General features: G+C 46.0%; 11 protein-coding genes. All 11 read left to right on the top strand.

The window, feature by feature from the left end; translation table 11 throughout:
- The first annotated feature begins 443 nt into the window (after positions 1-443).
- Complete coding sequence (gene upp / locus MUO14_RS08550; RefSeq protein WP_244754816.1) at positions 444-1,076, top strand: uracil phosphoribosyltransferase; 633 nt, start codon at positions 444-446, stop codon at positions 1,074-1,076.
- A gap of 12 nt (positions 1,077-1,088) precedes the next feature.
- A complete protein-coding gene (gene wecB, locus MUO14_RS08545; RefSeq protein ID WP_244754815.1) occupies positions 1,089-2,237 on the top strand; it encodes a non-hydrolyzing UDP-N-acetylglucosamine 2-epimerase in 1,149 nt (382 codons plus the stop codon).
- 311 nt (positions 2,238-2,548) lie between these two features.
- Entirely contained in the window at positions 2,549-4,771 is a 2,223-nt protein-coding gene (locus MUO14_RS08540; RefSeq protein WP_244754814.1) for a S8 family serine peptidase, read from the top strand.
- A 505-nt stretch (positions 4,772-5,276) separates the two neighbouring features.
- Positions 5,277-5,645, top strand: a complete 369-nt coding sequence (locus tag MUO14_RS08535) for an ATP synthase subunit I (protein ID WP_244754813.1) — start codon at positions 5,277-5,279, stop codon at positions 5,643-5,645.
- A 24-nt stretch (positions 5,646-5,669) separates the two neighbouring features.
- Positions 5,670-6,392, top strand: coding sequence for a F0F1 ATP synthase subunit A (gene atpB / locus MUO14_RS08530; RefSeq protein WP_244754812.1), 723 nt, complete (start codon positions 5,670-5,672; stop codon positions 6,390-6,392).
- Positions 6,393-6,441: 49 nt separating this feature from the next.
- Positions 6,442-6,654, top strand: a complete 213-nt coding sequence (atpE, locus tag MUO14_RS08525; RefSeq protein WP_026799008.1) for a F0F1 ATP synthase subunit C — start codon at positions 6,442-6,444, stop codon at positions 6,652-6,654.
- Positions 6,655-6,900: 246 nt separating this feature from the next.
- Entirely contained in the window at positions 6,901-7,422 is a 522-nt protein-coding gene (gene atpF / locus MUO14_RS08520; RefSeq protein ID WP_244754811.1) for a F0F1 ATP synthase subunit B, read from the top strand.
- Positions 7,419-7,964, top strand: coding sequence for a F0F1 ATP synthase subunit delta (locus MUO14_RS08515; RefSeq protein WP_244754810.1), 546 nt, complete (start codon positions 7,419-7,421; stop codon positions 7,962-7,964). The genes atpF and MUO14_RS08515 overlap by 4 nt, the downstream gene beginning before the upstream one ends.
- A 22-nt stretch (positions 7,965-7,986) precedes the next feature.
- On the top strand, positions 7,987-9,495 hold the full coding sequence (gene atpA / locus MUO14_RS08510; RefSeq protein WP_244754809.1) for a F0F1 ATP synthase subunit alpha: 1,509 nt from the start codon (positions 7,987-7,989) through the stop codon (positions 9,493-9,495).
- Positions 9,496-9,637: 142 nt separating this feature from the next.
- Positions 9,638-10,501 carry a F0F1 ATP synthase subunit gamma gene (locus MUO14_RS08505; protein WP_244754808.1) on the top strand — a complete coding sequence of 288 codons (864 nt, stop codon included), beginning with the start codon at positions 9,638-9,640 and terminating at the stop codon, positions 10,499-10,501.
- A 41-nt stretch (positions 10,502-10,542) separates the two neighbouring features.
- A complete protein-coding gene (gene atpD / locus MUO14_RS08500; protein WP_244754807.1) occupies positions 10,543-11,934 on the top strand; it encodes a F0F1 ATP synthase subunit beta in 1,392 nt (463 codons plus the stop codon).
- Positions 11,935-12,000: the final 66 nt, after the last annotated feature.

Below are 12,000 nucleotides of genomic sequence, written 5' to 3'. Positions count from 1 at the left end.
TGGATAAGCTTACATGAAGTTAGCTACATCCAGCTTAAACGCGTAAGACACGAAAGACTAGTCAATCGCCTCCGTGGCCCACAGGACGTGGGGTCGTTCGGCGTTGAAACAGGACGTTTCGGTTTTAGCCGAACTTCCACTGTCGTGTCTACCGGGGCGCCCCGCGATTTTGTTCTTTGTTGAGTTGTACGGAGGAAATTCTAGCGACTAATTGCACGAAATTCTCATTAATTGCATATATCCACATTTCGGGACTGTCTAACTTCGGCATGCAGGACCTATCGACATAGTCAATCTAGTTTGTAACGGAAACCCATGTCACGACGCGTCTTGGCTTATGCGTACGGTCCTAAACGCTCTCCTCGCTTTTCTTGACTTGCTTGTTCGTTTTTTTTTCAGTACAATTTATAGGATACATATTATTGAGAAGGAGTTGACTGGCAATGGGAAAAGTTTATGTGTTAGACCATCCATTAATTCAACATAAATTGACGTACATACGCAAAAACGAAACAGGGACAAAGGACTTTCGCCAATTAGTCGATGAAGTCGCTGCCCTTATGGCGTTTGAAATCACTCGTGACCTGCCGCTTGAAGAAGTGGAAATCGACACACCGGTCGTATCAAGTGCGAAAGCCCAGGTGCTGACAGGGAAGAAAATTGGTCTAGTGCCAATCCTTCGTGCTGGTCTAGGCATGGTAGACGGAATTATTAAACTGATTCCTGCAGCGAAAGTAGGACATGTCGGGCTTTACCGCGACCCTGAAACACTGCAGCCGGTAGAATACTATGTCAAACTTCCAAGTGATATCGAAGAACGTGAACTGATCGTTATTGACCCGATGCTCGCAACAGGCGGTTCCGCTAACGAAGCGATCGAATCATTGAAAAAACGCGGCGCTCGCCAAATCCGATTGATGTGCCTCGTGGCTGCACCTGAAGGCGTTGAGTCTGTTCAAGAGGCCCACCCGGACGTCGACATTTATTTAGCCTCAATGGACGAGCGTTTGAACGAAAAAGGCTACATCGAACCAGGTTTAGGTGACGCCGGTGACCGCCTGTTTGGCACGAAGTAAGGAGGCTCATCCATGTCCAACCGCTTGAAAGTCATGACCATCTTTGGAACGCGCCCCGAAGCAATTAAAATGGCGCCGCTCGTTTTAGAATTAAAAAAAAGGTCAGAGCAATTTGAGCCCATCGTCACAGTTACAGCTCAGCACAGACAGATGCTTGACCAAGTTTTAAACATTTTCAGTATAGAACCCGATTACGATTTAAACATAATGAAGGATCGTCAAACGCTGACGGCTGTCACAGCACGAGCGCTTGAAGGGCTTGACGACGTCATGAAGAAAACAAAGCCGGATGTTGTACTTGTTCATGGTGATACAACAACAACATTCTCGGCTTCACTCGCAGCCTATTACAACCAAATTCCCGTCGGCCACGTCGAAGCGGGATTAAGAACGTGGAACAAATATTCACCATTCCCGGAAGAGATGAACCGCCAGCTAACAGGTGTCATGGCCGATCTTCATTTTGCACCGACGAATAAATCAAGGGACAATCTGTTAGCCGAAAATAAACGGGAAGACAACATTTTTGTCACAGGGAATACCGCAATTGATGCCTTGAAGACAACGGTCGACAGCGAGTACACTCACGAAGTCCTTAATCAATTAGGTGACAAGCGCCTCGTGTTGATGACCGCCCATCGCCGTGAAAATCTCGGCAACAACATGAAGCAAATGTTCCGCGCGATAAAGCGTTTAGTGGAGACGCATGACGATGTTCAAGTGGTCTACCCCGTTCACTTAAACCCTGTCGTGCAAGAAACCGCCGACGAAATCTTAGGAAACGATGATCGCATCAAGCTGATTAAACCACTTGATGTCATAGACTTCCATAATTTCGCGTCACGCGCCCACTTGATTTTAACCGATTCAGGCGGAGTCCAGGAAGAAGCGCCATCCCTTGGTGTCCCAGTGCTCGTCTTGCGTGATACAACCGAACGTCCGGAAGGCATCGAAGCGGGCACATTGAAGCTTGCCGGCACAGAAGAAGATCATATTTTCAACCTGGCCAACGAGCTCCTGTCCGATGACAGCAAACACGAAGCGATGTCGCAAGCTTCCAACCCTTACGGCGATGGACAAGCATCTGCTCGTATTGCCGAAGCGATTCGCTATTTTTTCAAGCATCGCGACGATAAACCGGGTACTTTTGAAACGAAATAATCAAAAAGGATCAAATCCACTCGCCGGGTTTGATCCTTTTTTTATGAAATAAGTCGTTTGGTCAGAATCTTTCCTTGTTTAGTCAGAATCCTCGCGGTTTGGGGAAGAATGCCTGAGTTTTTCGTCAGAATAACTCCAATTTCAGATAGAATCCTTTACAGTACGGATAGAATCACTTGGATTTTGGTCAGAATCCTCGAACAGCAAATCTTAAAAGCTTGGTAAAAACTCTTATTCGTGCGGATTGGCCATTTTCGCCATGCATAGCAACTCCTATTCATCACAAACTATGGAAAAAAGGAGCTTCTTGCATGCGCAAAATTTCTGCACTCGTACTCCTCCTGGCATTGGGGACAACAGGGTTTAGCAATCCGGCTGATCCTGTTCAGCCTACCCGCCCTGAACTGCTGAAAGAGCAGTCGGAGCCGTCAGAGGAAGTCACAATCATTGTCGAACTAGACGAATCACCAAAAGCATTTGCGAGTCAGATTGAAACGAGGCTCCCGCGGCTCGAGGTAGTCGCAACATACACGACCATTTTTCAAGGGGTAGCGATCAAGGGAGAGGCGGAGGAGCTTGAGAAGCTTGCCCGTTTAGATACGGTCGTCAATCAATATCCTGTTCGAACATACACCACCAACCTTACATCATCAGTTGAAAAGGAGCAATCGCTTACGACAGATGTGGTCCGAAGCCAAACTTCTTTTACAGGGGAAGGTGTCAAGGTTGGGGTGATTGATACAGGGGTGGATTACACACACCCGGATTTAACAGCCAACTTTCGTGGCGGCTTCGATGTCGTTGATTTTGATCAGGACCCGATGGAAACGATGGGGCAGCAAGGAGCGACGATGCATGGAACACACGTTTCTGGGATCATCGCGGCTGATGGTGAACTGAAAGGTGTTGCGCCTGATGCTGAGCTTTATGTCTATCGTGCCCTTGGCCCAGGCGGTTCAGGTTCATCGGTCCAGGTGATTGCCGCAATTGAACAAGCCGTTGAAGAGGGGATGGATGTGATCAACTTATCGCTCGGAAACACGGTCAATGGTCCGGACTGGCCAACGACGAAAGCGGTCAACAAGGCAGTTGAACTTGGCACGACCGTTGTTGTTGCAGCAGGAAACTCGGGTCCGAATTCGTGGACAGTCGGTTCGCCAGGCACATCAAAGAAGGCGATTACGGTCGGGGCTGCTTCTCTTCCGGACGCGCTGCCTGTCCTTACATTGCCGGGGCTGGATCGAAAGGTCGGCGTACAGCTATTGCAGGGATCCGTACCCTGGGATTTTTCAAAAAAATATCCCTTGATCGATGGGGGGACAGGGGAGAATGGTGTTCCTCCAGCGTCAGGGAAAATTGTTATGATGGAGCGGGGTGTTGTGCCCTTCGGTGTCAAGGCGCGGCTCGCGTATGAGCAGGGTGCTGTAGGGGTGATCATTTACAACAATGAAGAAGGACAGTTTCAGGGAATGATAGATGGCAAGCAAATTCCAATTCCAGTGGCAGCTGTCACTAAGGAGGAGGGGGAGTGGCTGCTTGAGCATGGGGTAGAGGAAAATCAGTGGCTCGAAACGATCACGCAGCAAATGGACCATGGCATCGCTCCGTTCAGTTCAAGAGGACCGGTGACGACGAATTGGACGGTCAAGCCAGACATTCTCGCGCCCGGTGTCCATATTATCAGTACGGTGCCGGGTGGATATCAACCTCTCCAGGGGACGAGCATGGCTGCCCCGCATGTCGCTGGTGTTGCTGCACTCATCAAAGAAGCCCATCCCGACTGGACGCCGGCCGAAATCAAGCATTCGCTCATGACGACGGCTGATCTGTTAACACGGCAAGAAGGACAGCCATACCCACCAACTGCACAAGGCGCCGGATACATCGATACCGAGGCTGCTATTCAGCCGGAGCTCTGGATTGAACCGGGTGCGCTCAACTTTGGCCGTATTACAGATAACTTCTTTCGGGAAAAAGTTATGGTGACATTGCACAACAAAGGGGATCGCAGCCAGACGATAAGTGTGCCTAAGCCCGAAAGTCCTAATGGGGTAACGTGGACAATGCCGCAAACGGTGAAGCTTGCGCCGAATGAGAAGGTGGAGGTGCCAATCGAACTCAGTGTGTCAAAGGCTTTCGTTGAAGCGGGTGTCCATCAAGGATACGTCACCTTGAAGAGCGATGACCAGGTTTATGAAATCCCCTATCTATTTATGATGGAAAGTGCCGATTACGAGAAAGTGTCAGGCTTTGAACTCTATCAAGATTGGCAAACATCAGAAGATCTGTCTTATCGCTTCCACTTAACAGAAGCCGCTGATCAAGTTACAGTTGACTTGTACCGTGCAGGAACGATGCTGCACCAAGGTACATTGTTCGAATTAGAAGATCCTAAGGAAGGCATGATCGAAGGTGAGGTTGACCGTGGTTTCAAAGAAGAACTAGGAGGAACCTACATTGCCGTCGTCACCGTCACAAAAGACAAACAAACAAGCACAAACACCTTCCCAGTCCAATTTAAAAACCAAGAATAACTAACAATAACTTCCACCTCAGGTCATCCAGATTCTGGATGACCTGAGGTGGAAGTATTAGGGGTATATGGAAAAACCGCTCAAAGGCCAGGGTGGTTTTTTATAATTGTGTAGATTATGTGAATTGTGACAAAAATGTGATCGACTGGTGTCGTGTAATTGGACTTTTGCTCGCAAACTCATTGACATCATATGACCCCTATTGTATTCTTACATAGTGTGGAATGATAAGGTTTTCATCCCTTGGGATCACAGGATATTTATTCTTTATAGCTCATGGATACAGGGGCTAAGTGATGCCTTTCACATAAGCAAATACACGTGGAATTTGTCTTTTTGAACCCCAGCTAGCGGGATGACCACTTGCTGGTGTTTTTATGGGAAATAGATCAAATCTTTTTTCCAAGTACACCCCTTTTTTCTAACATAAGATCTTCTTATGCTTAGAAAGCAAGTATATGCGGAACGATTCATTTGGTACGAGCGTACACAGGAGACGATGCACATGAAAGATTATCAACACATGATAGTCCGTCAACGAAAGTGGATGTTCTACCTACTAGCCTTACTCGTTTTAGGGTGGGGAGTCACACCGTGGCAACCGGTTTTCCTCGGACTTCTACTAGGAAGTTCCCTTAGTTTCTACAACCTCTGGCTCATGCAACGAAAAATCAAAAAACTTGGTGAGGCATCAGCAGACAACCAGTCTATCAGAGGAATAGGTACTTTCACACGATTGGCTTCAGGTGCTTTAGCCGTAGTCATCGCCCTTCAGTTTGAAGAACATTTCCAATTGTTAGCAGTAGTATTGGGCTTAATGGCAGCCTACATTGTCATTTTAATAGATTACCTGTTCAACAAATCAACAGATTAGCATGACGGAAGAGAGGTGAACAGATTGAATCACGAAGCACCGATGTGGGAGGATGCGTTTGGAATCACCTGGCTTGATTTCAACTTATCTAACGTGTTAATGATGTTTATTGCTTCATTAATTGTATTTATCCTCGGAGTTGCGGCAACAAGGAATATGAAACGCTACCCTAAAGGTTTCCAGAACTTCATGGAATGGTTGATTGATTTCATTAAAGGAATCATCGGTTCAAATATGGACTGGCGTACAGGTCGGCTTTTCTTACCTCTGGGTCTAACATTATTTGCCTACATATTTGTTTCGAATATGCTGGGGGTCGTTACCAACGGGGTTGTCGGACATAATCTATGGTGGAAATCACCAACAGCCGATCCGGGAATTACGATGACGCTTGCGATTATGGTCGTAGTGTTATCCCATTATTACGGAGTTAAATTAAAAGGTGGTAAAGAGTATGGAAAAGGGTTTGTACGCCCGGTGCCATTTTTGTTACCTTTTAAAATTATCGAGGAGTTCTCAAATACGTTAACGCTTGGTTTGCGTCTATACGGGAACATCTATGCAGGTGAAATTTTACTTTCCTTATTAGTAGGACTTGCAGCAAGTGGTATTGGCGGCTTTATTGGAGCATCAATTCCGATGATAGCATGGATGGGATTTAGTACATTTATCGGTTTCATTCAGGCATTTATTTTCGTTATGTTAACGATGGTTTATATGTCTCACAAGGTGAGCGATGACCATTAAAATAAAAGCATAAAAAAACTTTTTTAAAAATATGAGGAGGATTTTCATTATGGGTCTATTAGCAGCTGCAATTGCAGTAGGTTTAGCGGCACTAGGTGCTGGTATTGGTAACGGTTTGATTGTTAGTCGTACGGTTGAAGGGATTGCGCGTCAACCAGAATTGCGCAGTGCACTTCAAACAACAATGTTCATTGGTGTGGCACTAGTTGAGGCAGTTCCAATCATCGGCGTTGTTATCGCATTTATCGTAATGGGTCAGTAAGCTTTAGACAAGCGTGGGTGGCGAAGTTCATATTCGTGAATCTTCGCCATTGCTTTATATCTTATAAGAACTTCATACCCGAGTTTATGTAAAAGGAAACTTCGCTTGAAAGCTTGCTGCTTAAAAGCCGGGCTTTTCTTGATTATCCAGCTCCAGCGCTCGAAACCTCTAGAGATCTTATCTCAGAGCTGATCAAGTGCTTGTGCTTTTCTTATGTTAGATGTGGTGTGGAAAGGAGTGACAACTGTGCAAGGATTTACTGCGAACTTAGTCCTGGGTGCAACAGGATTTGCCATTGGCGATATGATTATTCAACTGATCTTCTTCCTCATTCTGCTCGCACTTCTAAAGAAGTTTGCGTGGGGACCATTGTTGAACATGATGAAAGAACGTGAAGATTATATTGCGAATGAAATAGATACAGCTGAAAAAAGTCGTGAGGAAGCAGCACGTCAACAACGTGAAGCTTCTGAAGAGTTGAAGAAGACGCGTCAAGACGCACAGAGTATTATTGAGGATGCGCGTAAAACAGCAGGGCAGCAGGAACGAGATATCGTTGAATCCGCTCGTAAAGAAGCAGAGCGTATCAAAATTTCTGCTCGTCAGGAGATTGAGCAAGAGCGTGATAAAGCCGTTCAAACACTAAAAGATCAGGTGGCATCTATGTCCGTTATGATCGCCTCGAAAGTGATCGAAAAAGAATTGTCTGAGCAAGATCAGCAAGCATTAATTGATAAATATATCAATGAGTCAGGAGAAGAGCGATGAGTGATAATACGATCATTGCGAAACGTTACGCTACCGCTCTTTTTCAACTCGGACAAGAACAATCCAAACTGGACGTAATAGAAACTGAATTACGTGCACTGCATGTCATTTTCAAAGGTAATAAAGGGCTCGTCCAATTCCTTAAGCATCCTCGTTTGACAGTGGATGAAAAAAAGCAGCTGCTGAGCGATTCTTTGAAAGATTTTTCAAAGGAAACGGTTCACACCCTTATGCTGTTAATTGATCGTCATCGTGAAGAAATCATGATTGATATGATTGATCATTTCATCTTGAAAATGAATGATCTAAAAGGAATTGCAGACGCAACCGTTTATTCTGTGAGTGAACTTTCAGACGTTGAAAAACAACGTATTTCAGCAACGTTTGCACCAAAAGTCGGCAAACGTTCATTAAACCTTACAAATGTGATCGATACATCCATTATCGGAGGCATCCGTCTTCGTGTAGGCAATCGCATTTTTGATGGTTCTGTCAGCGGGAAACTTAGCCGAATCGAACGTCAGCTAGTTTCTCAGAAATAAAAGACGATAGGGGTGAAATGGCATGAGCATCAAAGCTGAAGAAATCAGTGCTCTGATTAAGCAGCAAATTGCAAACTACGAATCAGATATTGAAGTCAACGATGTAGGTACAGTTATCGAGGTTGGTGACGGTATCGCTCGTGCTCATGGTCTTGACAACTGTATGGCCGGAGAGCTTGTTGAATTTTCTAACGGTGTCATGGGATTGGCACAAAACTTAGAAGAAAGTAATGTTGGTCTTGTTATCCTTGGACCATTCACAGATATTAAAGAAGGCGATGAAGTTCGCCGTACGGGACGCATCATGCAGATTCCTACAGGTGAGAATATGCTTGGGCGTGTCGTTAACCCTCTAGGGCAGCCAGTTGACGGTCATGGTCCGATTGAAACGAGCAACACTCGTCCAATCGAAGCACCAGCTCCAGGAGTTATGGATCGTAAATCCGTTGATGAGCCGCTTCAAACAGGTATTAAGGCGATTGACGCACTTGTACCAATTGGCCGTGGACAGCGTGAGTTAATTATCGGGGACCGTCAAACAGGTAAAACATCTGTTGCAGTCGATACAATCTTGAACCAGCACGATCAGGATATGGTCTGTATTTATGTGGCTATCGGTCAAAAAGAATCAACTGTTCGAGGCACAGTGGAAACACTGCGCCGTCATGGAGCGCTTGATTATACGATCGTTGTGACAGCAAGTGCATCCCAACCTGCACCGCTTCTTTACCTTGCACCATACGCTGGGGTAACGCTTGGTGAAGAATTTATGTACAACGGCAAAAACGTGCTCGTCGTATACGATGACCTTTCTAAGCAAGCAGCCGCTTATCGTGAGCTTTCCTTGCTGCTTCGTCGCCCGCCAGGCCGTGAAGCATTCCCAGGGGATGTATTCTACTTGCACTCCCGTTTACTTGAGCGTGCAGCTAAACTTAGTGATGCGAAAGGCGGCGGTTCTTTAACTGCACTCCCATTCGTAGAAACACAAGCCGGCGACATCTCAGCCTATATTCCAACAAACGTTATTTCCATTACAGATGGACAAATTTTCTTACAGTCAGATCTATTCTTCTCAGGTGTGCGTCCAGCGATCAACGCCGGACTATCCGTATCTCGTGTAGGTGGTTCTGCACAGATCAAAGCTATGAAGAAGGTAGCCGGTACGCTTCGTCTTGACTTAGCATCTTTCCGTGAACTAGAGGCGTTTGCCCAATTCGGTTCTGACCTTGATAAATCAACACAAGCTAAGCTTAACCGTGGTGCCCGTACAGTAGAAGTACTGAAGCAAGGACTTCACGAGCCGCTAGCTGTTGAAAAACAAGTTATGATCATTTTTGCCCTAACTAAAGGACATTTAGATGAAATTCCAGTCGAGGATATCACTCGTTTTGAGTCTGAATTCCACATTTGGTTAGATAACAACCGTAAAGAACTTCTTCAGCAAATCCGCCAGACAGGTAAATTGGCAGATGAAGATGAAATGCACGGGGCTGTTAAAGAGTTCAAGAAGACCTTTGTCGTTTCTAATTAATCAATCATAACTAGAAAAGCGTCAAGCACCTGCTCACTTAGTAATCTTAAGTTAATTGATCAATGAACATAGCTGATTACTTAAGATACTTGAGGGAGGAGGCGCTTTTTCGCCAAGACACTAGAAAGGGTGGTGAAACAACGTGGCATCCCTTAGAGATATTAAAGGTCGGATTACTTCAACGAAAAAAACAAAGCAGATTACGAAAGCGATGGAAATGGTTTCTGCCTCCAAGCTGAACCGTGCCGAGCAGAATGCGAAACAATTTGTTCCTTATAGTGAAAAGATTCAAGAAGTCGTAGCGGGTATCGCTGCAGGCGGTGGTGTAACTTCACATCCTATGCTTGAATCACGGGAAGTGAAGCGTACAGGATACGTGGTCATCACATCAGATCGAGGACTGGCAGGAGCCTACAACAGTAGTGTTTTGCGAAAAGTGTACCAGGAAATTAAGCAGCGTCACAGTTCTACTGACGAATACACTTTGATCACACTTGGACGCGTCGGGCGTGACTTTTTCAAAAAACGTAATATGCCAGTGGATAAAGAAATTACTGGGATCTCTGACCAGCCTGATTTTGCCGATATAAGCGATATTGCATCGGAAACGGTTCAACTTTATACAGACGGCGAAGTTGATCAGCTATACCTTTATTACAATCACTATGTCAGTGCGATTACTCAAGAAGTAACCGAGAAAAAAGCGCTGCCATTGACTGATTTAGGCAGTCAAACCAAAGGAGCCTCAAGCTCATATGAGTACGAACCAAGCCAGGAAGAAATCTTGGAAGTTCTGCTGCCGCAATATGCAGAAAGCTTGATCTACGGTGCATTGCTCGATGGTAAAGCAAGTGAGCATGCCGCTCGCATGACGGCGATGAAGAGTGCAACGGATAATGCCGATGATCTTATTGGCGACCTTTCACTTTCCTACAACCGTGCCCGTCAAGCAGCCATTACCCAGGAGATTACCGAAATCGTCGGCGGTGCAGCTGCCCTCGAATAGGTATCGATGGATTTTTTGAACAGTAAGAGGAGGGAAAATCGATGAGTAAAGGACGCGTAACCCAAATTATGGGACCCGTAGTTGACGTAACTTTCGACGAAGGTCAACTCCCTGAGATTAATAACGCCGTGGTTGTACAATCTGAAAACGGCGAGCTGACACTAGAAGTTGCCCTTCACCTTGGGGACAACTCCGTACGTACCGTTGCGATGTCTTCCACAGAAGGCGTGCAGCGTGGAACGAGTGTTATCGATACAGGCGGACCGATTTCTGTACCTGTAGGCGATGTAACACTTGGACGCGTATTCAGCGTACTTGGTGAAAAAATCGACCTCGACGAGCCGCTTCCAAGCGACGTTCGCCGCGACCCGATTCACCGTCAGGCACCAACATTTGAAAACCTTGCAACAGAAACGGAAATTCTTGAAACAGGAATTAAAGTAGTAGACTTGCTAGCCCCTTATGTAAAAGGTGGTAAAATCGGTTTGTTCGGTGGTGCCGGAGTAGGGAAAACCGTTTTAATCCAGGAGCTTATTAACAACATCGCCCAAGAACACGGCGGTATTTCCGTATTCGCGGGTGTTGGTGAGCGTACTCGTGAAGGAAACGACTTGTATTATGAAATGAAAGATTCAGGCGTAATCGCGAAAACAGCCATGGTATTCGGTCAGATGAACGAACCACCTGGAGCTCGTATGCGTGTAGCCCTGACAGGTCTGACAATGGCCGAATACTTCCGTGATGAACAAGGACAGGACGTTCTGTTCTTTATTGATAACATTTTCCGCTTTACCCAAGGCGGACTAGAAGTATCAGCCTTGCTTGGCCGTATGCCATCTGCCGTTGGTTACCAGCCGACACTAGCAACAGAGATGGGTCAGCTGCAAGAACGTATCACTTCAACAGATAAAGGATCAGTTACATCCATCCAGGCGATTTACGTACCAGCCGATGACTATACAGATCCGGCGCCTGCGACAACATTCGCCCACTTAGATGCAACAACGAACCTTGAGCGTAAACTATCAGAGCAAGGAATTTACCCAGCTGTGGATCCACTTGCTTCTACATCTCGCGCTCTTGACCCAGAAGTTGTTGGAAGCGAACATTACGAGGTTGCTCGTGAAGTTCAACAAACCTTGCAGCGTTACAAAGAATTGCAAGATATCATCGCCATCCTTGGTATGGATGAACTAGGAGACGATGACAAGTTGACAGTTGCTCGTGCACGCCGCATCCAATTCTTCCTATCTCAGAACTTCCACGTTGCTGAACAGTTCACAGGACAAAAAGGTTCCTACGTGCCTGTCGCTGAAACAGTAAAAGGATTCAAAGAGATTCTTGATGGTAAGCACGACGACATTCCTGAAGATGCCTTCCGCCTTGTCGGCCGCATCGAAGACGTTGTCGAAAAAGCTAAACAAATGCAATAAGCATATCATTTTAACGTGTCACCCAGGCGCACGTCGAATGCAGCGCCTGGTGAACTGACATGTATG

The organism is Halobacillus shinanisalinarum (assembly GCF_022919835.1).
Lineage (GTDB): Bacteria > Bacillota > Bacilli > Bacillales > Halobacillaceae > Halobacillus_A > Halobacillus_A shinanisalinarum.
Note: the sequence above shows the minus strand (reverse complement) of the source record. Positions and strands in the feature narration are given on the sequence as shown.

Coding starts and splice junctions, on each gene's coding strand:
- MUO14_RS08515 (WP_244754810.1), top strand. CDS start 7,419: ATGAGTGATAATACGATCATTGCGAAACGTTACGCTACCGCTCTTTTT.
- upp (WP_244754816.1), top strand. CDS start 444: ATGGGAAAAGTTTATGTGTTAGACCATCCATTAATTCAACATAAATTG.
- MUO14_RS08540 (WP_244754814.1), top strand. CDS start 2,549: ATGCGCAAAATTTCTGCACTCGTACTCCTCCTGGCATTGGGGACAACA.
- MUO14_RS08535 (WP_244754813.1), top strand. CDS start 5,277: ATGAAAGATTATCAACACATGATAGTCCGTCAACGAAAGTGGATGTTC.
- atpD (WP_244754807.1), top strand. CDS start 10,543: ATGAGTAAAGGACGCGTAACCCAAATTATGGGACCCGTAGTTGACGTA.
- atpE (WP_026799008.1), top strand. CDS start 6,442: ATGGGTCTATTAGCAGCTGCAATTGCAGTAGGTTTAGCGGCACTAGGT.
- atpA (WP_244754809.1), top strand. CDS start 7,987: ATGAGCATCAAAGCTGAAGAAATCAGTGCTCTGATTAAGCAGCAAATT.
- wecB (WP_244754815.1), top strand. CDS start 1,089: ATGTCCAACCGCTTGAAAGTCATGACCATCTTTGGAACGCGCCCCGAA.